Origin of the sequence: Hymenobacter telluris, assembly GCF_017313265.1 — a bacterium.
Lineage (GTDB): Bacteria > Bacteroidota > Bacteroidia > Cytophagales > Hymenobacteraceae > Hymenobacter > Hymenobacter telluris.
Window position 1 is genome coordinate 26,413 of the sequence record NZ_JAFLQZ010000025.1, and the last position, 20,325, is coordinate 46,737.

Below are 20,325 nucleotides of genomic sequence, written 5' to 3' on the forward strand. Positions count from 1 at the left end.
ATATAGAGCAGACCTTCTCAAGCAGCCGGCTTAGACCAACTCCACTCATCTTTTCTAAGGCTTTCCATCATTGAATGCGTGGACAAGGTCTTTGTGTACTTGCTTTTCACTCCTAACGAAGCGAGAAGCTTCTTCTCCATGAGTCGACCAATCAGGTGACCGGCCACAACCGCTAGTGCAAATGCTCCCCATACAGCTCCCTCCACGTCTGAACTACCACCCCAAATGAGTTGTGCCAAGCCAACTCCAATCACTAGGGCCAGCAAGCCACTTCCTATGAATGAGAGCCAGTAGCGCATCGTCCCTTTGAAGTGGGTGCGCTTGCAATGCTTGCAACGCGGAAAAGAGAGTTCTTTTATCGCATAACTGACCTTTCGGGTTCTGCCGCTATAGGACCGATGCGTCACTTTGTATACTTCCTTTTTGTAGGTCGCATCCTTATCCAGCATACTGTCTTCACAGAACCAGCAGGACAAAATATCTTTATACTTTACTTCCAACGCGGCTATCTCCCCCTTCTCCTTTTGCAGGGTAGCGCGCATATCACTGCTGACATGGATAGTCAGCGCTTGATTAATCAGCTTGGCAGACCATAATATGTCGTTGTCGTTGTTCCAAGCAGAAATCGACAGATTACGCAGAGTAATGGCTATTTGGTCACGAACATCAATCAATGATTCTGGCAGCGCATTCAACTCTTCAATACTAAAAAGTGAATCCAGCCTGGCCAGCAACTCCGTGGTTGAGCCTGCATTTGTATTCAGCTTCGTGTTTATGTCATTGAGCGATTTGCGCACATTGTTGAATCGCTCAATCAATGGCCGATACTTCTCCTGCTCTACTCGCTTGTCACGGATAGCCGTGATTTGCTTATAAACCTTGTCGATATCCTCATGAACGACTTCATCAGCACGCACAGCTACAGCCAGTTCTAAGTACTGGAGAGAAGTTGTTGTTTCGTCGCCTTTATTAAAAAGGTGAACCCCTAGATTACGTAAGGCTTGGGCAAGCGTATTAAGCGAATTCTGGAAGTAGCCAGGCAGCTTATTGACCAGAACGGGTGAAAATTCAGCTTGGGAGTTTGCCAACAGGGCAGCAATCGGAGCGGAAGCCGGGGCGTACACATCCGCTTTTAACTTCATTGTGGCCTCCTCTAGCTGGGTGGTATGGTTCTTCAGTTGGAAGAAGACCGACTTATAGCATGCATCCAGATAAGACAGGCTAACAAGCGGCGTTAGACTGGCAACAGCAGCGACTTCCTCCGCATTTTTATCAGCAAAGGCACGGAGTAGAGCCTTATCATACTGGGCAGCAAAATATGGACTGATAAAACTGACAAAATCCGTATCCTTATAGATGGACTCTTGACGGAAGGAAGAGAAGATGCGTGGGCTTCCGGTTGCCAGAAAGTCGTTCAGGTCCTGCGTCTCGGCCAGAAAGCAATAGAACGTAAATAGGTTGTTTTGCTCTATCTCTTTGAAGAAGGGTTCGCAGTCGGACAGCGTAATCTTTCTGCCCCTGTAGTCCAAATGGCCATCATCGGACAACTCAATTTCGGCCTGAACTCTCCGTTTTGCTTTCTTCAGCGCTGAGGTGTCAATCGCCGCATTGTTGCCAGTGCCCAACGACAGCACCTCCACGGGGTTAATGAAATCCATAAAATGCTACTTGTCTGTCGGGAGGTGGAGGGTATAGATACTTTGATATGAGTTCGGTCACAAAGTGGATAAAGTTACTTTTTCTAAGGGGGATGCACCAAATCGGCTATCAATTTAAGTCTGCTTATGTAGGAGGGTTTTTCTACTTAAGCTGCCTGCATGGCCACTCTGTGAATTGCATCGACCTGAAATGTTGACGGAGCCGGATGTGCACTAAAGCCCTTCATGAAAATGCTACTTCTATCTTGTGCTCTTTCCTAGCACCTGCATCTTATTCTTATGGAAGAGGCTGAAGTAATTGCCATTTGTGAACATCTCTTAGGGTTAATAAAGGAGCGTCACCGCAAGCTACTGGTGCTGAAGTATATAAATTTTCTGAATTGGTTCGGGATGGGCTTCCGCCGCAACATTGAGCGGATGGCTATCATTGACACCTTTTTACAAGCCAACAACATTACCGTTTGGTGTAAGCGCGAGTTGCAAAGCTCTATTGCCCATTTTGACCGTCGCACCACAGACCGAATTACTTTCCGCCTAGAAGGGGCAGCCAAAAACATGCAGAACGGCCAGGACCAGATAAGCTACGACAATGCCGGCACCATCGAGGTCGCCAAACAGGACAGCGGCATTACGCTCTATCCCCACCAGAAGGAGGCCCTGCAGCAGTTGAACGATAAAATCACCAAGTCCGGCAAGGTACCCTTTGCCGGCTTGCTCGTCTTGCCGACCGGCGGCGGGAAGACCCTGACGGCAGCTCATTGGCTGTGCACGAACCTGCTCAACCAGAACAAGAAAATTCTCTGGATTGCCCACCGGCACGAACTCCTAGACCAAGCTAAGACGACGTTCCACGAACGGCTGGCTTTTCAGGACATTCTGCGCAACAAGCCCTCGTTCAACTACCGCATCATCTCGGGCATTCACGACAAGCCGGTGCACATCCGGCCCACGGATGACCTTATCATTGCCAGCAAGGATAGCCTGAATGCCGGATTCAAATACCTGCTGGATAAGTGGCTGGTCAACCAGGAAGAAGTGTTCCTCATCATTGACGAGGCGCACCACGCAACAGCCCGCACTTATCGGAAGCTCATCGAGAGCATCCGCGGCAGCGTCAAGCAGTTTCGGATGATTGGGCTGACCGCGACTCCCTTCCGTACCGTGGAAGAAGAGCAAGGGCTGCTGGCCAAGGTTTTTCCCGACGACATCATCTATAAGATTGACTTACGGAAGCTCATTACCCGCGGCATCCTGTCCGAACCCGTCTTTGAGAGTGTCGAAACCGACTTTAACGTCTTGAGTCTCTTCAACCAGCAGGAACTGGACAAGCTGAACTACTTCGACATTGGTAGCATTGGCGAGGGGACGGCCAAGACTATCGCCCAAAACGACCATCGCAACTGGTGCATTGTCAACCGCTACTGCGAGAACAAAGCCAAGTACAAGCAGACCATCGTGTTCGCCCTCAACCAGGACAACGCCATTGCCCTGAAAAAGCTGTTTCAGCTCAAGGACGTCCGCTGCGAGTACGTGCTCTCTTCTATTCGGGACCAGACCACCGGCGTTACCATTTCCAGCAAGGGCAATAAAGAGATAATTCAGCGCTTTCGGGCCGGGGATCTGGACGTGTTGATAAACGTCAACATCCTGACGGAAGGCACTGATTTGCCCAACGTTCAGACCGTTTTCCTAGCCCGGCCGACCATCTCGCCGACGCTGATGACGCAGATGATTGGGCGGGGGCTGCGCGGCGAAAAGGCCGGTGGCACCAAGGAAGCCTATATTGTCAGCTTCATTGATAACTGGGAGGACAAGGTTGCCTGGGTCAACCCCGAGCGGCTGATTATTGAAGAAAACACGGACTTCAACGACACACATAAGAATACCCAGAAGCAGCTCGTCCGGCTCATCTCCATCAGCAAAATTGAAGAATTTGCGGTGTTGGTGAACGACCACCTCGATAAAGCCGACAAAGAGAAGCTGGAAAACATGCCATTCATTGAGCGTTTGCCGCTCGGCATCTATCACTTCTCCCTATTAAGTCAGTTCGAGGAGGAAGCCCGGGAGAAGAACTGCGAGGTCCTCGTGTACAGCAATCTCAAGCAGCCTTATGCCGATTTGATGCATGCGCTCCCCACCCTTTTAGCAGGGCTGAAAGCTCCGGTGGCGGATTACCTCTCAGACGCACAGTTGCAAGAACTGAGCGCGGTCATCGAGAACCAGATTTTCTTCGGTCACGACTTGTATCCGGGTTACAGCCGGCAAGACGTCAAGGACATCGTGCAGTTCTATTACCAAAGCGAATCGCTACCGAGTTACATCGAGTTGCAGGACCGGGCTAAGTTCGATATAACCAACGTGGCCAAGGATATTCTGGCGGGCGACTACAGCCGCTCGCAGGAAGAAGCTTACAAAAGCCAGCTGTGGGACAAGCATGAATCGCAGTGGAAAACATTCTTTGGCCACGACAAGCGCTACTTCCTGCATGAAGTCGATTTGGCCATTCGCCGCATCAGCAACCCGGACCTATACCAGCGCCCTACCATCATTCCCACCGACCGGAAGGAGCTACGCCGGCTAGAGGAACTGCCGATGGGTGAAATCCGGGAGCAGAACCCGACGTACTGGAAATGGCTCAGTGACCAAGTGTACGAGAAACACCGCGATGCCGAAGGGTATTACCACAGCGCGGAAGGCGATTACCGAAGCAAAAACAAGCTTGACTTTCAGTTGGACCACATCACAGCGATAAGCAACGGGGGCCTAACCACCTTCGAGAACCTGCAGTTACTGACCCGAAAGCAAAATGCTTTCAAAGGAGCACGTTGAATTAACGGGCTTTCTACGAGTTACTCACAGAAAATAAGCATGTCGGGTAGTGGGCTGTATTGATTAGCACCCACTACCCGACATTTAGCTAGACCGAGCACATGGTCACTCGTGATGCCATTCAGCCCCTTTAGTCTAATGTGTTGCTGTCCAGCAGAGCTGGCAACTCAAGTGCCGTTACCTGTTCTGTGGTGTCTACGGGCAGCAAGTCCTGAAGTTTACAGTTAAAATAGCCCCTAAAATCACCTCGGGTATTGTAAATGATGCGACAGTCAGGAAAATGCATGTCTTGACCGTCCCAATCATTAGAGAAGGCAATATAATCCCCTTTACTCCACGTCCGATTTTCCAAATACTGACTGTACCAGAGCACCTTTTGATAGTGTTCCTGAGCGTCCTCCTTGCGAAGTACGGTTGCTCTCATTGTTCGTAGAAAGTCATTCAACGTGCCTTCAAACCTGAGAAAATCGGCGAAAAAACCTTTAAAGGCTTTTTCAGGCCTATTTGACTCTTCACTGCCTTTGCCGCGAATGGTACGCCTCCAATCACCAAAGTTGTAATTGAAGTAATACCCGGGATTTTCTCGGTGCTGATATGGCCCATAGTACAGCAATGCGTTCTGTAGCGTCTTGTAGCGCTGCTTGTCAAGTGGGAACAACTCGTAAAAACGGTTTCTCACTTTTTGCAGGTCGGCCAGCGAGGGAACGGGATTCAGGTCAACTAAATGGCTGATGTTGATGCCACCAACGTCCCTGCCGTTCAGGTTAAATTTATGGTCCTCAATTTCCCAAATGAGTTCTTCATATTGCTTGACCAAGCTGGGGTCGACTGAGGTGTACAGCGCATGCTTGAGGTTCTCCTCCGCGTTTCCGAAGGCAACGAAGGGGCCTAAATTGCACAGGTCCTCTACTTCCTTCTCAATCTGAGCAACAGAGCGGTCATAGTTGGTGAAGTGCAGGTAATGAATCCTAAGCACCCGGAAAGCTTCGTTGATGGGCAGCACAACCTCGCTGCGTCTTACTATAAAGCGCAGGACAGGCCAGATAAAGGCCATCCGGTTGCGCTCCGTCCCTCGGTTATCGTTGTTGTAGTCCGCGTACCAGTTAGTCTTCTCTTTACTGCTATTGAAGATGTTCCACATCGTGTCCAGACAAGTATCAACCCACCCGCAGTTGGTGTAGCGGCTCTTGAATGTGTCTTTGTTCTCCTGCAGAAACATCAGGCACTCAACGTACTTTTCAATGGTGGCTAGGTCCAAAGCGGAGAGAATCTGGCTGGTCTTAATTCCACCGTTAGCCTTGTACTCGTCCGGGCTGTAAAAACCACTAGTGTTACCGCTTGCCAGATTCGTTAAGCCCGCGATACAGGCCAGGAATTCGTTGAAACCGGCGTCCGCATTCTTGTTTGTGCCCCTGTGTTGCCAGAAAAAGTCCTGCCAGGACTCCCATTTTTTCCCGTACTCGTTCTTTTCCTCTAACGTGCTTAACCGGCTGAGCAGGTCTGCCTTTACGTTCTCGTTGCTTTGCACCTGTTCCCCCCGGGCGTTCATGTAGATGTACAGGTCCTCTCCTTGCTCACTGATGTTTGTGTCGAAGTAGTAGAATTCCGTGTACTCCTCCAGGTAGCCGTAGAGGGCTTCTTCGGTAACGTTACGCTTCAGGAGGGATTGCTGGAAAGAAGGGCTTGAAAAGAAGCGCTGTAAAGAGCGGAAGTTGTTAAACAGGTTCTGGACGGTAGCATCCGGATTAGAATACATCCACATCTGCTCGTCTACCTTTTCCTCCGGCGTATCCAGCAGATAGGGTACCAGCTTGAAGAGAAAATCATGCGAGGCATCCCGCACTTTGTAGTCGAACTTCAGGGTTCCTTCTTCAAAGTAGGTACTCCGGAATCGTTCCGTTAACCCCGGGTTGCGGTGCGCCAGCGTCAGCAGTATCAGAAACGCGGAGGTTATGCGTTGCTGCCCGTCGATGAGGAAATACCGACCGGCAAATTCTTCGTCGTTGTAGGCATAGATAAACCCAATATTGGAGGCACACGTCAGCCGCTTGCGGTAGGAATTGAAAGATTCCGCCAACTCCCTGTCTTCCGGTCGCAGCGCGGAATCGAAGTTGATGGTCTCGTAGGTGGAGAACTTGAAGAAGTCCGCGAGCAGCGAGTTCAGCAACCCCATCAGCTGCTCTTCCTGCCAGACATAATCGCGCTGAATCTCCGGAACAATGACTTGTTTCAGGTAGCGGTTCACAAAGAAATCCTTGATGGTATACTTGCCAGTCTTCATATTGTCCGGTCGTTAATTGCTGATGAGTTGGGTAATGTGCTCGCGGTGGTGGTCGATGTCCGCTGCGGTCCAGCTGCTCAGGTCGTCACTCTGGAGCTGGCGCATCATCTTGCTGAAGACATCAAAGGTGTGCTGGGGCACAAAGCTGCCTTGTTGCAGGAGCCGCAGCACGTTGCGCCTCTTTTCCTTGAAAAACATGCAGCCATTGGAGCTATTATCCCCACTGGTCAGCAAACACATGTTGCCAATGGAGTTGAGCCGGCTCTCATTTTGCAGGGCCCGGTAGTAAAGCTGCTTCTCGTCATCGTTCCGTTTCGCCTTGTCCAGAATTTGAACGAGGGTATCATCCAAGCTGGCCCCCAGCATCTCCTTGACGGCCGTCTTCTGGTCACTATCCAGCACCGCTTCTTTCCCCTCGGGGCTTTGGGGGAAAATGTGCTCCAAGGACCACTTTTCGGTAATGAATTCGTGAAAGTTGAACCGGATGGGCTTGCCTTTCACAAACACACTCAGGTGCAGCAACACCGCGTGGATGTGGTTATCGTCCTGCCCGTAGCGCAACGCCGAAAGGTCCTGCGTCGGCAACAGGTTTGCCTTTGATTCGCCCAAAAAGAGTTGCAATGCTGGCTTGGTTCGGCAATTCAGGCAATTCTTTAGAAACGTCAGGTTGTTGTTGCCACTGCCTTTAACAAATCGGCAATAGCCGATGAGGTTGTACGTATGGACGTCGGCATACCAGTTCGTGAGCGCTGCCTGCACATCCTTAATGGTGGTATATACCTGGCCGATATCCGCGTACTGATTGTAAAAATTGAAGAGCAAGAGGCCAGTGCTGTGCTTGGAGGCCTCAAACTCGCTCTCCTTGCCGCCCAGGCAAAGGGCGGTAAGCAGCAGGAGCTGGTACATGCCATCTGCCCGGCCTTTAAAATAGAAGGTGTTGATTTCCGGCTTGTTCGCCCACCTGCTCATCTCATCCCACAGCCGTCCCAGGTTAAGCCGAGACTCCATCACCTCCTTAAACCCCTTCCGCTCCGCTGTTGCCCCGGCCCGACCAACCTTGGTTATCACCAGCGCTTTGATAAGCTCGGTTTCGCTGAGCGGAACCTTGTTGCTGTTCAAGTTTTTAAATACAGTTTCACTTTGAATATGCGCCTCAACGGAGTTGACAATCAGCTTTACATACCGCAACAGGTACTGCTCGAAGGCCAGCAAGTCGTCTGCCTGACGCTCCCGGAAGAAGGCACCGGCTCTGCGCGCTGCGGCATGCAGGTAATGGATATCCTGTTTGTTCATGTCCGGGTCGGCCTCCAACTCCTGCCATTCCTTACCTACAAAGGCTTTTAAGTCATCACTTCGGTAGATGTAATCCGAAAAGAAGTCTTGCCGAATGGCATAGTGCAGCTTGCCGGCACTCAGGTTGGGTTTGCCAAGAAGCGCAGAGAGCATGGAGATAATAATGGATAGCGTAGTCAGGCGTTGTTGGCCATCAATCACTTCCAAGCAGTCCTGCGGGCTGCCCTTAACCACCATGGTACCTTTCTTAACCGTGATGTACTGCAGGTAGTATTCCTTCTTCCCCTGATGCTTAAATGCTTTGAAGGCGTGCCAGAGGTCCTGCAGTAGGATGGTGACGGCCCCGCTGGGCTCAGCCCCCCACTTATACCCCCGCTGATAAGCCGGGATGTGGTAGGCTTTGCTCTGGTATTGCGTCAAACAACCGTCTTGACCACTATCATCAAAAATATCCTTGATACTGAATACTAGTTCTGTCATGAGAATGAATGCAGGAAATGAGGGTAAGAGAGGCAGTGAAAAACCAACTATTAGGCTACTCTTAGTTGTGCGCTACCGCAGCAGCATGGATTTGCTTGACATGCGCCCGTAGCGAAGCCGGGGCTAGTACCTGCACCTGGTCACCGAGCGAGAGCAGCTCCATCAACAGGTCGTGCGTATTGTACACGGTGAGTTGAATCAGTAGCTCCTCTTCTGTATCTACCAACACGCATTGGGAAGTGTGAAGCGGGTACGATTTAAGGTACTGCCCCTGGGTCGGCTCCAATGCCAAGACTATCTCGGCCGGGGGCTCATGGTCGGGCCGAATAATGCCGAAGCTGTGAGCGTAGTACGCCTCGGGCTGAAAGTCCGCAGGAGGCTCAAATGAATGAGTTGTCGATTCCAACGCCTGGATGCGGTCTAGTCCGAAGCACCGAAGGACATCCCGAGCTTGGTCGTGGGCCAGCAGATACCATCGGCCTTTAAATTCTTTGAGCAACAGCGGGGAGACGGTCCGGGTCGAGGGCTCATCGTCCCAGAACTTGTGGTACTGAAAAGCTACCTGACGCCGCTGCTGCACGGCGCGCAGCAGTGGCTGCAGCCATTCCGTGCCCAGTGGCCGCCGGGATTCCCACTGCACAAATGGGTTCAGTGCCGTTGGGAGCCTCAGAAATTCCTGTAGCTCAAATGCATCGAGCAGCCGCTGGTAGCCTTCCGGCAATGGGTCCGCTGAGGCAATCACGTAGTCGCCTGCTCGCCTGTCATGCGCAATGGTAACGCCGAAGCGCTCCGCGATTTTGGGCAAATCCCGTTGGAAGGTGCGCTGCGAATAATTAGCGGCCAAGTCCCGCAGCGAAGTCTGCTCCAACAAGTAGTCGCGTAGTTCCTCAAAAGGAACAGCACGGCGAAGGCTCTGCAGACGCAGTACCAGCAGTAGCTGGCGAAGAAAGTGGGCGTGGGTGGTCACGAAAAGGATAGGAGCTACCGTGCGATAGATGAAGTAAGCAGACTATTCGTTTGGCGTAACTGACAGATTAAAGAATAGCATAGCGTTATCAGAAAGCCGTAAATCTGTATTAGGCAAAGTGCAAGATAAGGATTGGCAATGAACCACAAACAGGCATTTATATAGTACTGTCTCTACAAAGTCTCATGGTTTCCAGCACCTGCAGAGTCCTTTCCATTACCCACCTGCGCCCCATCGTTCAAACTGCTCAGAGGCAGCCCCGTAATGCCGCTGTGCCTGCTGCCATCCTTCTTCACCGGCTGCTACCAGTTCAGCTAGGCTAAGCCCTTGATTCTGATATCGACTGGCCACGGAAGCCACGTAGAGCGCTACCGCAGCGGGAACGGCAGAACTGGCTGCAGGTATCTTGTGCGCCTCGGTACTAGGCTTTTTGATTCAAATAGCATGTAGCATGGGCTGTAGCTAAGTCAGGATGATTCGCCGGCTTACGAGTAGCAGCAGCCGGATACGTTGGCCGAGCGCAGGCTCAAGCCCATGCCCAAACACGACTTCGGCTTGGCGGCCAGTCTGGTCCATCAGATACTCCAGAATCTGCGTAAGCTCATCCATTTCCAACTCAGCAGAGCCCCCACTTTGGATGGCCAGCAACATTCGGTGGGCTGACAGGGAGCCATCGCCCAGCGCCGTGGAACTAGTCCACAACTGCTGGCCCGCTACCTCAGCGCGGCTGTGGCCTTCCCCAGTTGCCAAACCAAATTGCAGAGAAGTTGCGTCGCTCATAACTTCCCACACGTCTTGGTGGTCCACGTTGATTTCGCCGGTATCCGTCAGAATATGCTACAGGACTGTCAGCAGACTGTTTTCTGTGGCGGGCGTCAGCTCCTGCACGGCGGGCAGGCCAACTCTCTCCTGCTTCCAATACGCCAATAGCGCCTCTGCTTGGGTTGGAATCTCAGGATGAGGCAGAATAGGGTGAGCTTGCATGAGGAGCTGGGCTAATTTCTCACGAAGTTGCAAGCCCACAGCGACAAAACATGTCGTTCTCATTCCGCTTGAAATTATAGGCCGTTTACGAGCTAAATATTCGGAATATATTCGATTTGCATTGACGCATTCTTTACCCCTTATTAGGCCGGACTACTAACTAGAATGCCCTAATTCGATGACCGACCAATCCTCTGTAGCTTCCGAAAGCGAACTGGCTGCTTTGCTCAATGATTACCACCAGCGGTATCCGAAAGCTGAAAGCCCCGCCTCGTATATGATGGGCTTTGGCCCGGAGCAGTTGTGCGCCATTCTACGGAATGCCGATGGCCGGGAGATTGTCTTCAGTCACCCTGGCCTAGACCAAGGGGTTCTGAATGGCTGCGCCTATCGGTATAATGATACCCTGCAAGCAGGCACGTCCGGCAACCCCATCACCCTGCAGGAGCTACTGTATGCTCGCGGCCTGCCCCGCCAGGACAAGATGGTGAAGCTCGTCCGGCACCGGGATGCCAGTGGTGGGCTGGACCTGCACGACCTGTACCGCAACCACCGCCCCGCCTTCCTTGATTACCAGCGCCAGCAGGGAAATCCTGTTTTTGACAAATGCGAATTCGTTGTGGCCTGCCTGGGTGAGTCAGGTAGGCGGTCCCGTTTCGTGGGCGTTTTCCAAGTGCTGGGTATTGAGCGGAGAACGGAAGAGCATCTGTACTACAACCTAGTTGAAGTACCCGGCTTTGACGACCTGAAAGAGCGGGTCATCTTCGATTGGGGCCGTGCCGCGCTCAGCTGGCATCAATGGCTACGCCCGGAAACAGGCAGAACCGTGCTGGAGATTCAGGCCAAGCCGTTCAGCCAGCCTTTCACCGACTATCTGGACTTCACACTCTCCTTCGCGGAACTGGCGCAGCTAGTCTCCAGCCAGTCCCCCCGCGACGAGTGGTGCCGGATGCTCTCGGCAACGGCCGGCGTGTATTTGATTCTGGACCAGTCCAGCGGGAAGCAATACATTGGCTCTGCTTCGGGCACGGAAGGTATTTGGGGCCGGTGGAAGGACTACGTGGCCACGCGTGGCCACGGGGGCAACGCGGAACTAATAAAACTTTTGGCGGTCGACGCGCAGCACGGCCGACATTTCCAATTCACGGTTCTGATGACCCTGCCCAAAACCATGACCCGGCCCGAAGTCATCAAGCGCGAATACCTCTTTATGAAAAAACTCGGTTCCCGCGCTCACGGGCTTAACCAGAAACCAATCAACGAATGATGGCGACTGTCACAATTTAAGCGAGCGTTAGATTCCTTCTTTCACTATTCAGTATAGCAATTTCATTTAGTTTAAATAAGTATAGCATCCTCTTGGTTTGTAAAGAGATGCACAGCTAGGGCCTAAGTCGACAGCTAGTTTGTTTAGTTTGGCGAGCTACTTTAGGTACCTTTGAAAATGTTGCATGAATTCTGTCTAGTGGCAGAACAGCAATGGACCTACTCCAAAGAAATGGCTTTAATCCTCCCCTTTATAGAATCAGAAATCCAAGACCAATACCTGGCCGAAGACAACAACCGGCCTTGGATTGTGGGTTTCAGCGGCGGGAAGGACTCCACGATGCTTCTCCAACTGGTTTGGAAAGCCGTGCAGAAACTACCTGAAGAGCTTCGCCACCGTCCCGTGTACGTTGTGTGCAACGACACCATGGTGGAAAACCCGCGCATCGTTCGGTTCATTGAAGATACCCTGCACCGCATTGAAGGTGCTGCTACGGCTCAAAGCATGCCCTTCTTGGTGCAGCGCACCATTCCGCGCCTCGAAGATTCCTTCTGGACCAATCTATTAGGCAAAGGCTACCCAGCACCCTCTAGCACCTTCCGTTGGTGCACCGAGCGCCTAAAGATTAACCCAACTACCCAATTCATTCGCACTAAGATCAGTGACGCGGGTGAGGTAATCATCCTCCTAGGTACTCGGTCAGCAGAAAGCTCCCGTCGTTCCCGGTCCATGGCCAAGCACGCCGTCCACGGCCACCGACTGCGTAAGCACGTGCTGCCGAATGCATATGTGTACGCTCCCATCAAGGACATTGAAACCAACGAGCTGTGGCAGTACCTGAGCCAGGTGCCACCACCATGGGGTGGAACACACAAAGAATTGATCACGCTGTACCGAAATGCCAGCACGGAAGCCGACTGCCCACTGGTAATCGATGATGAGACGCCTTCATGCGGTAAAAGCCGTTTTGGCTGCTGGGTCTGCACCGTCGTCGTTAAGGATAAGTCCATGGACGGGCTTATCATGAATGGCGAAGGATGGATGGAGCCTCTGTCAGAGCTCCGCGACTTTCTTATCGAAGCCCGTGATAACCCCGAGCAGTACCGCCAGAAGCACTTGCGCAACGGCAGCATCCGAGAAGGCTTTTGGGGGCCATATTTACCCGAAACGCGGGCCGAAATTCTGAAGCGCCTACTGGAGGCACAAAAGGTCATTCGCGACGAATACGATCCAACGATGACTTTTATTACCCACCAAGAACTAGTGGCTATACAAGTTACTTGGTATCGAGACGGTATTTTTAACTATAACGTAGCGGATATTTATAACGCTGTGTTCAATACCCACCTCGATATGAGTAAGTATACCAACAAGATCCGGGAAGAGGAAAAGTGGATGCGGGAAGTATGCAAAGACAACCTCGATCATTTCGACCTCATCCAGAATGCCGTCAAAATCATCAAGACCAAGTCGCTTATGCAGCGCAAACGGGGTCTGCAGAATGATATTGAAAACTTGTTGGATGAGTATATCAAAGCCCAGCAGCTCGAAGGCAAAGAGCTCGACGCCATGAACCTCGCCGATTCCAGTGACTCGCTATCGGTTTCCGCAACGGTTTAATCGCCGTTTCATTCCTTTTTGCCAGTCAACGCGTCATTCTTGATGGCGCGTTAATCGCGTAGTAGCATGATTATCAAAAGTATTGAGCTTAACAACTTCCGCATTTACCGCGGACATAATGTGGTGGACCTCTCTCCAAAGGATGGCCAAAACATCTATGTCATTAGCGGTAAGAACGGATTCGGTAAAACCACTTTCCTCATGTCGTTGGTCTGGTGCCTCTACGGGCGGCAGATGCACGAAGTGGATGACCTTTACAAGCGGGAAATAGATGAGAAGGGTGGTTACGCTAAGTACATCGTTACGAGTCTTAACCGTCAGGCCAAGGCGGAGGAGGATACTTCCTTCTCCGTAAAGCTTACGCTGACCGATGCCATCATTCCGGCGCTGACGTGCAGTGAAATCACCATCAAGCGTACTTACAACACGCGCACAGCCAGCGAGGATCTAGAAATCTTAATCGATGGTTTCGAAAACGAGCTGATTCAGGGCCTTAGTGATGAAAAGGCCCGCGGCGAGGAGCACTTTATCCGCGACTACCTGCTGCCCATCGAAATAGCCAAGTTCTTCTTTTTCGACGCCGAGAAGATTGTAAGCTTGGCCGAAGTCAACACCAACGAGCAGCGTAAAAAGCTGAGCCGCGCTTACTCGGAGATTCTCGGCATCAAGAAATACGAGGACACCAAAACCGAAATCGAGGAAACCCAGCTGCGTCTTCGCGCCCGCACGGCTAATGCGCGGGAACGGGGAATCATCGATACGCTCGATGCAGAAATCACTGGATTCCGCGACTCTATCGACAGCAATACCCGGAAGATTGAAGATCTGAAAAACGAGCGAACGGCGCTCCGCTTTGAATCCGATGAAATTCAGAAGAAGCTGATTCGCTTCAACAACCTCATTACCTTAGAAGAACTCGAAGTATTACGTTCTACTGGTCAAACATTAGAAACCCGCCTCTCAGAAGTTCAGGCTGAGCTAGCCAAGTCCTACGATTTGGTGCCCTTCGCTATTGCTGCGAGCAAACTTGGGGAGGTAGTAGAGCAGGTAAATCTGGAAGCCGAATACAAAGAGGTCCATTACAAGCAAGGCAACGCTTCGGTCATTGAAGAGAAGATCTTGAACGGTCTTTCAGAAGAAATCCACCGTTCCGGTATCAGTACCGACGATAGCCTCCGCGACTTCTACAACACCACCTTCCGCAAGCTGATCAAAGAGCATCTAATTTCCGACGCTCCGGATTTTCCGGCGGACTTTCGCTTGCTGCATGACCTAACGGAATCGGAAAGAGCCCAGCTGCTGACGATGGTGACTAACCTAAAACTGTCGTTCCGCGAACAGTTCAAACGGTTGCACTTTGAATACAACCAAACCCGCAACGAGCTCATTCAGATCAATCGTCGCATTGTTGAGTCCGAATCGCTGTCTGAGGATGCCGTAGTAAAGGCTGATCGTCAGCGCAAGCGGGAGCTGGACGAACAAATCGAAAGCCTCGCTGAACAAATTGGCCGGCTGAACCAAGCCAACGAAGGGCACCAAAATAGTATCGTTCAAAGAGAAAAACAGCTGGAAGGCTTGCGCAAAAAGCTTAAAGCTTCCGAGCAGGACAAAGAGAAAGACTTGCTGACGGAAGCCTTGTCCCAACGCCTGCGCGACTACATCGTGCTCTATAAAGAGCGCAAGAAAAAGTCACTCGAACAGCAAATCTTGAAGGGCTTGGGCATGCTCATGCACAAGAAGGGCTTCGTCAAAAATGTAGAAGTTCGCATCATGGGCGACCTGATCGAAATTGAGCTCTACAACAAGCGCGGTGAGGTAATTCTGAAGGAAGGTCTGTCCAAAGGGGAGCAGCAGCTGTATGCTACCGCCCTGCTCTACGGCCTGGTAGAAGAATCCGACTTCGATTTCCCGGTTTTCATCGACTCTCCCATGCAGAAATTCGATGACCAACACGCCGAGAATATCGTCAAGCATTTCTACCCCAGCATTGCCGATCAAGTCATTCTGTTTCCGCTCATCAACAAGGAACTCTCGGCCCGTGAATACGACTTGCTGCTGCCCCGGGTGGCTAAGTCCTACCTGATCATCAACAAGGATTCGGATGAGTCGGGCTTCGAAGAAGTAGTACCAGATCAACTTTTCGAGCGGTATTCTGCCCTCTACCACTCCTAAGCCGCATAATACCCGTGGTATTACACATTAGAACTTCCGAGGCCAATAAGACCATCATATCGGAACTCACCCGGCGGATGTTCCCGCAGGGTCAGTCAGAGAATGTCATTTCGCGCATTGCTTTAGCCTATTCCATTTCCCGAGGCACCCGCCTCCATTTGGAAGACATTCGCGACAGCAAGGGTAAGGAGTACAAGGAGGAAACCCTATTCGGTGCGAACAAGCCCTATTACGTAGCCCTCGTTTGCCAGCATTATGGTATCCACAAGGAAGACCTTAACCTGCCTCGTTACCTAAAAATGCACGTCGATGATGGCTTGGAAAAGCTAAATAAGCTCTTCACGGAGAGCAAAAGCTACACTGGCCTCGACTTCCTGATTGAGCACATCGAACGGGGTTCCGAGGCACTCGAGGACGTAACCGCGGGCGCCATCATCAACGATAAGAACCCAACACCGAGCAAAGGTCACTTCGCTGGCCCGCTTACGCTGCAGTTCGGTCATTCGCTAGATAAAGCCCGCACCCCCATTCGCGTGGTGCTCAACGATACCAACGTGCGTAACAATGCACACTTGGCCGTAGTGGGTGATTCTGATAGCGGTAAGACAGAGTTTGCGTTGAACCTGCTGCAGCAGGTTGTTGAAATCTCAAACGGTAGCCTCAATTACCTCTTTCTCGATTTCAAAGAACTGAAGAACGAGGATGTGAAAGCCTTGCAGCCGTTCTTTGACCGAACCAAGACTACGTTCATCGACGTTCCGCAGAAACCCATCCCGCTTAACCCGCTCATGTTCATAGACAATGTGAATGAGAAGAATCGGCTCACTGGGATTAGCAAATTCGTAGACATCATCACTACGTACACTCAGCGGACGGGTGCCACTCAAACCCAGCAGCTCAAGGATGCCACCAAAGAGGCTTTTGCCCGCAAGAAGGGTGGCAACTATCCGTCTCTAAGCGACATTAGCGACTGCCTTTTGGAGATTACCGGAAGCAAGCCCGACACGCTTACCGAAATCATGCGCAGCCTGAGCGACTACAAGCTGTTCGCCAGCAAGGCCGATTCTAAGGGTAGCTTCCTCAACCAGAACTACTACTTCAGCCTCTCCGGCGACTTGGACAAGACCATCCGCTTCACGGCCACGTTCCTGACCATTTACTACATCTACAACACCTTTATGAACATGGAGAATGCCCCCATCAACGACGGGGTGCAGGCCATGCGCTACGTATTGTTGATTGACGAGGCCCACGTGCTGTTCAAGGACAAGAAGTCCCAGGACCTGCTGGAACGCATGCTGCGTGAAATCTGCTCGAAGGGCGTGGCCGTGGTGCTGCTCTCCCAAGGCATCGAAGAGTTCAACCAACCCGCCTTCGACTTCTCCAGCATGTGCGAAAACGCCGTGCTGCTCGAAATCAAAGACCGCTTGAATCTGAAATCTATGTCGCGCTTCCTAGGCTTCAGCGAAGCCGAAACCCGCCTGTTAGGACAGAGCGTGAGCAAGATTAAGAAGGGGTTGGCCGTAACTAACGTGAAGGAGTTTAAGCGTGGTGAATTGTTTGAAATTGAATAGTCCCGGAAATAGCTTATATGCAAATGACTGCTCTTAATAAATTTTCCTTTTGGGTTTGGAACTGGTTGTTTTTTCCTGATCAGGATCAGGTTAAAGTTATCGATGGTTTAAAGAGTAGACATAGGAGCAAGTCAAAGAAATGGTTTTTGACTTCTGTTGTCATCAATATATTTCCTTTCATACTAGCTGCTATAGTTGAAGCAATTATCAACAACAGTAATATTCTTTGCTTTCTCAACAACGGCTCATTGCCAATACTTTGCATGAGTATTGTTGCGACTAATCTATTCTATCTTCAAGAAAATATTCCTAGCGATTTAAAACCAGAAGAAGTTGACTCATATGATACACTCAAATCTACTATTCTAACCATCGGCTTTATAATACTGATAACATCTACTATATTATACATATTTCAATCTAACTTTCTAAGCAACTTTAACTATTCCCATTTATGGATTTCTCTAATCATATCGACTTTAACTTTAGGGTATTCTATATCATGTGGTAAGAAAATGTTTTTACTACAGAAGAGTTATATTTTAAGCTACAGAGAGAAGCTTGACCAGGATAGAAAGAACTTGAACGACAGAGATAATACCGATGGCTTCACAACAGAGTAATTCAATCCTGACTATTGACTGCCAACGAGTTCATCAGAATAATGTTGACTTTGTCATTGGCAAAATAAAGGCATCTTTGCTTTTAAACCTATCAACGGTCAATCATAGAATAATTGTCGATTATGACAATAATGGGATGCCTTTATACAACAAACAGATTCAAAGAAAACCAAGTCCTATTAGAGTTGATTCTATCAAAGAGTACTTGCTTAAAGATGAATACGCTTGCTTCCCCAGTAATATCCTTGTATCAGTTCCATCTGCACTAATCTTAAACGAAATTGAAGACGGCAATAACATTTCTTTAAACATTGACCTATCTAAGGTAAATATTTCTTCGGAGGAAGCGCCTGTATATTTGCAGATATTTGATGGGCAACACAGATTCAAAGGAATGCAAGAGGCTATAAAAGAATCCTTTAATAACGGTGATACAGAAACATTAGAAAAATTAAACAACTTTGAATTCGTAGTATCTTTTTTTATAGATGCTCCGATAGAATATCAAGCAATGATATTCTCTACTATCAATAGAACACCAGTTAAAGTTTCGCAAGATTTGGTATTTGATTTATTTGGTTTAACCCAAAAAGATTCACCGCAAAAAACTTCATTAGCAATTGCCCTACAATTAAATGGTCTAAAATATACAGATTCTAAATCCGCTGAAATTGCTCCATTTTATAAAAGAATAAGGCTGTTAGCCAAAAAGGACAAAGGGGACTTTAGCCCAATATCGCAAGGAATGTTTATAAAATCAATTCTCACATTAATTTCACCTAATATTAAATTATCAGAAGAGGAAAGGAACTATGAGCGAAGCTATTTTACAAATGGCGGCAGTGGCAGAACTATTTTCAGATCTTTCTACGCAACCAACAAAGACAATTTAATTTATTTGACATTGTTAAATTATTTCACCGCAGTTAAGCGAGTATTCAAAGACAAAAATGGGAAAAGTTGGTGGGAGCCATCGGAAACACCTGACAATCCACTTCAAAGAACAATAGGATACTTAGCTCTTATTGACTTACTTGTAAAAATATTTCCAGCCAGTCTTGAGAATAAAAATATTTCAACTAGTTTTTTTGAAAACCATCTTTCTAGAGCTAAAAATATAACCTTGCTAAACAACAATAACGAGAGTCTTTACGCTTACAGTAGCGTAGGTAAAACCAAGCTTAGCGAGGATTTGATCAACTTGGTATTTAGTGAGTAAAAAACTATAAAGCATAACTCCTGAGGCGACCAACAACTTCACCCAACAAACTTTCACATATATTAATATCAGTTTCTGAGCAAAACCTTCCCAAACTAAAACGGAGGCATGAAAATGCTTCCGTTTCGTTTAGCCCCATAGCTAACAACACATGTGAAGGATCCACAGACGCGGCAGTGCAAGCCGACCCATTTGAAACAGCAATACCCTCCAGCCCCATAATCATGGCGTCAGAATCGCAGCCCTCAAAGAGAATGTTGGTGGTATTGTAGAGCCGATGCGCACGGTTCCCATTCACTCGGGTGCCAGGTATAGCGAGTAAGCCAGCTTCCAACTCATCCCGCAGGGCTTCTATCCGTACTGTCTCCTCTTTCATGGTCTGGCGGCACAGCTCGGCGGCTTGCCCTAGGCCCACAATACCTGGCACATTGAGCGTACCGCTCCTCATCCCCCGCTCATGCCCGCCGCCGTGTAACAGCGCATCCATTTTCACGCGGCGCGGTTTGCGGTGGCGCACGTAAAGCCCGCCCACGCCTTTGGGCCCATACAGTTTGTGGCCTGAAAACATCAATAGGTCTACCCCCAGCTGCTCTACGTCCAGCGGCATTTTGCCCACCGCCTGGGTGGCATCCGTCATAAACAGTGCCCCCGCCGCGTGGGCCAGCTCTGCTATTTGCTGAATCGGCTGAATTACCCCAGTCTCGTTATTCACCGCCATGACCGAAACCAGGATAGTGTCCGGCCGGATGGCTTGTTGCACAGTAGCCAGGTCCAACAATCCGTCCGGCTGCACCGGCAGGTAGGTCACTTCGTAGCCGCGGCCCTCCAGGTAGCGGCATACATCTAGTACGGCGGTGTGCTCCGTTTGCACAGTTACAATGTGCTTACCCCGGCTAGCGTAACTATCTGCTACTCCCTTAATGGCTAGGTTAATGGCCTCCGTCGCACCCGAGGTAAAGATCAATTCAGTTGGTTCACATCCCAGCAGCTGGGCCACCTGTTGTCGGGCTAGCTTCACTGCCTCATGGGCCCGCACCCCGAATGGGTGGGTTGAAGCTGCGTTAGCGTATTCTTCCGTCAAGAAGGGCATCATAGCTTCCAATACACGCGGATCAAGACGGGTTGTGGCGTTGTTATCGAGGTAAATCATGGCGGCTGAGCTATTCGGCAAAGGTACCCAAGGATGTCTTGTAGGTATAACAAACTGACCTCCTTTTCATGAAATGTCCTGCTCTGCTGCTCTTGTCAGTAGAACTTCCCTGTTGGGGTTGCCTTCACTTGACGATCATGTTTGCTTGAAACTTGCTTTCGATAGGAATACATAACAAAGGGCTCCAATCAAATGATTGGAGCCCGGT

General features: G+C 50.0%; 14 protein-coding genes. 7 read left to right on the forward strand and 7 right to left on the reverse strand.

Annotation, left to right across the window (positions count from 1 at the left end):
- Window positions 1-17: 17 nt before the first annotated feature.
- On the reverse strand, window positions 18-1,658 hold the full coding sequence (locus J0X19_RS23065) for a hypothetical protein (protein WP_206986780.1): 1,641 nt from the start codon (window positions 1,656-1,658) through the stop codon (window positions 18-20).
- A gap of 354 nt (window positions 1,659-2,012) precedes the next feature.
- Between J0X19_RS23065 and J0X19_RS23070 the strand changes: the two genes are divergently transcribed.
- Complete coding sequence (locus J0X19_RS23070) at window positions 2,013-4,487, forward strand: DEAD/DEAH box helicase family protein (RefSeq protein WP_206986781.1); 2,475 nt, start codon at window positions 2,013-2,015, stop codon at window positions 4,485-4,487.
- 130 nt (window positions 4,488-4,617) lie between these two features.
- Here the strand turns inward: J0X19_RS23070 and J0X19_RS23075 are convergent, their stop codons facing one another.
- The 5 genes from J0X19_RS23075 to J0X19_RS23095 all read right to left on the reverse strand — a co-directional run bounded on the left by J0X19_RS23075 (window position 4,618) and on the right by J0X19_RS23095 (window position 10,492).
- Complete coding sequence (locus J0X19_RS23075; RefSeq protein WP_206986782.1) at window positions 4,618-6,768, reverse strand: DUF262 domain-containing protein; 2,151 nt, start codon at window positions 6,766-6,768, stop codon at window positions 4,618-4,620.
- A gap of 12 nt (window positions 6,769-6,780) precedes the next feature.
- The gene (locus J0X19_RS23080; RefSeq protein WP_206986783.1) at window positions 6,781-8,541 is read right to left on the reverse strand and encodes a DUF262 domain-containing protein; all 1,761 of its coding nucleotides are present in this window, start codon (window positions 8,539-8,541) and stop codon (window positions 6,781-6,783) included.
- A gap of 61 nt (window positions 8,542-8,602) precedes the next feature.
- Window positions 8,603-9,508 carry a helix-turn-helix transcriptional regulator gene (locus J0X19_RS23085; RefSeq protein WP_206986784.1) on the reverse strand — a complete coding sequence of 302 codons (906 nt, stop codon included), beginning with the start codon at window positions 9,506-9,508 and terminating at the stop codon, window positions 8,603-8,605.
- A gap of 462 nt (window positions 9,509-9,970) precedes the next feature.
- The gene (locus J0X19_RS23090; protein WP_206986785.1) at window positions 9,971-10,288 is read right to left on the reverse strand and encodes an FtsZ/tubulin family protein; all 318 of its coding nucleotides are present in this window, start codon (window positions 10,286-10,288) and stop codon (window positions 9,971-9,973) included.
- Window positions 10,289-10,345: 57 nt separating this feature from the next.
- Window positions 10,346-10,492, reverse strand: a complete 147-nt coding sequence (locus J0X19_RS23095; RefSeq protein ID WP_206986786.1) for a hypothetical protein — start codon at window positions 10,490-10,492, stop codon at window positions 10,346-10,348.
- Window positions 10,493-10,670: 178 nt separating this feature from the next.
- Here J0X19_RS23095 and J0X19_RS23100 point away from each other — a divergent pair, with 178 nt between their 5' ends.
- The 6 genes from J0X19_RS23100 to J0X19_RS23125 all read left to right on the forward strand — a co-directional run bounded on the left by J0X19_RS23100 (window position 10,671) and on the right by J0X19_RS23125 (window position 18,967).
- Window positions 10,671-11,759 (forward strand): GIY-YIG nuclease family protein, encoded by a 1,089-nt coding sequence (locus J0X19_RS23100; RefSeq protein WP_206986787.1) that lies wholly within the window; start codon window positions 10,671-10,673, stop codon window positions 11,757-11,759.
- A gap of 231 nt (window positions 11,760-11,990) precedes the next feature.
- Window positions 11,991-13,379, forward strand: a complete 1,389-nt coding sequence (gene dndC, locus J0X19_RS23105; protein ID WP_206986788.1) for a DNA phosphorothioation system sulfurtransferase DndC — start codon at window positions 11,991-11,993, stop codon at window positions 13,377-13,379.
- A 66-nt stretch (window positions 13,380-13,445) separates the two neighbouring features.
- Window positions 13,446-15,551: an AAA family ATPase gene (locus J0X19_RS23110; protein WP_206986789.1), complete on the forward strand. Its 2,106-nt coding sequence runs from the start codon at window positions 13,446-13,448 to the stop codon at window positions 15,549-15,551.
- Between the two features lie 14 nt (window positions 15,552-15,565).
- Window positions 15,566-17,125: a DndE family protein gene (locus tag J0X19_RS23115; RefSeq protein WP_206986790.1), complete on the forward strand. Its 1,560-nt coding sequence runs from the start codon at window positions 15,566-15,568 to the stop codon at window positions 17,123-17,125.
- Between the two features lie 23 nt (window positions 17,126-17,148).
- Entirely contained in the window at window positions 17,149-17,748 is a 600-nt protein-coding gene (locus J0X19_RS23120; protein ID WP_206986791.1) for a hypothetical protein, read from the forward strand.
- Window positions 17,729-18,967, forward strand: coding sequence for a DGQHR domain-containing protein (locus J0X19_RS23125; RefSeq protein ID WP_206986792.1), 1,239 nt, complete (start codon window positions 17,729-17,731; stop codon window positions 18,965-18,967). The genes J0X19_RS23120 and J0X19_RS23125 overlap by 20 nt, the downstream gene beginning before the upstream one ends.
- A gap of 4 nt (window positions 18,968-18,971) precedes the next feature.
- On the opposite strand, the gene J0X19_RS23130 is transcribed toward J0X19_RS23125, so the two are convergent.
- Complete coding sequence (locus J0X19_RS23130; RefSeq protein ID WP_206986793.1) at window positions 18,972-20,117, reverse strand: cysteine desulfurase family protein; 1,146 nt, start codon at window positions 20,115-20,117, stop codon at window positions 18,972-18,974.
- Window positions 20,118-20,325: the final 208 nt, after the last annotated feature.

What these genes read in the sequence shown, in the direction of transcription:
- J0X19_RS23065 (WP_206986780.1), bottom strand. Translation starts at nt 1,658, where the DNA reads ATGGATTTCATTAACCCCGTGGAGGTGCTGTCGTTGGGCACTGGCAAC.
- J0X19_RS23075 (WP_206986782.1), bottom strand. Translation starts at nt 6,768, where the DNA reads ATGAAGACTGGCAAGTATACCATCAAGGATTTCTTTGTGAACCGCTAC.
- J0X19_RS23080 (WP_206986783.1), bottom strand. Translation starts at nt 8,541, where the DNA reads ATGACAGAACTAGTATTCAGTATCAAGGATATTTTTGATGATAGTGGT.
- J0X19_RS23090 (WP_206986785.1), bottom strand. Translation starts at nt 10,288, where the DNA reads ATGAGCGACGCAACTTCTCTGCAATTTGGTTTGGCAACTGGGGAAGGC.
- J0X19_RS23095 (WP_206986786.1), bottom strand. Translation starts at nt 10,492, where the DNA reads ATGCAAGCTCACCCTATTCTGCCTCATCCTGAGATTCCAACCCAAGCA.
- J0X19_RS23100 (WP_206986787.1), top strand. Translation starts at nt 10,671, where the DNA reads ATGACCGACCAATCCTCTGTAGCTTCCGAAAGCGAACTGGCTGCTTTG.
- dndC (WP_206986788.1), top strand. Translation starts at nt 11,991, where the DNA reads ATGGCTTTAATCCTCCCCTTTATAGAATCAGAAATCCAAGACCAATAC.
- J0X19_RS23110 (WP_206986789.1), top strand. Translation starts at nt 13,446, where the DNA reads ATGATTATCAAAAGTATTGAGCTTAACAACTTCCGCATTTACCGCGGA.
- J0X19_RS23120 (WP_206986791.1), top strand. Translation starts at nt 17,149, where the DNA reads ATGACTGCTCTTAATAAATTTTCCTTTTGGGTTTGGAACTGGTTGTTT.
- J0X19_RS23125 (WP_206986792.1), top strand. Translation starts at nt 17,729, where the DNA reads ATGGCTTCACAACAGAGTAATTCAATCCTGACTATTGACTGCCAACGA.
- J0X19_RS23130 (WP_206986793.1), bottom strand. Translation starts at nt 20,117, where the DNA reads ATGATTTACCTCGATAACAACGCCACAACCCGTCTTGATCCGCGTGTA.